A 266-nucleotide genomic window follows, 5' to 3' on the forward strand; every position below is an offset into this window, starting at 1 on the left:
CTGTGATCCCCCGCGCGCCGTAATACTTGTACACAGCGCACGTGCTGACCAGGCAACGGCGTTTCATGGATTCATGGGTGGCGTATGCACGCCTCTTCCCATCAGACCATTCGGGCTGCTGGATACCCCTCCAGCGCTTGTCGACCATGAGTTTGTTCTTGTGAGACTGGACCGCATCAACAGGCGTTTCCAATGCGGCTCGCAATGGCATGCCGCGCTTGATTCTGCCGTGCAGCGTGGCTTCATGGATGCCATACGCGCGGGCG

At 59.4% G+C, this 266-nt stretch carries 1 protein-coding gene; it reads right to left on the bottom strand.

The annotated features are described in order from the left end of the window. A partial coding sequence (locus ACM03V_RS34525) for a hypothetical protein (RefSeq protein WP_414625321.1) occupies positions 1-266 on the bottom strand: 266 nt, incomplete at both ends.

The organism is Calothrix sp. CCY 0018, from assembly GCF_963920925.1.
GTDB lineage: Bacteria > Cyanobacteriota > Cyanobacteriia > Cyanobacteriales > Nostocaceae > Rivularia.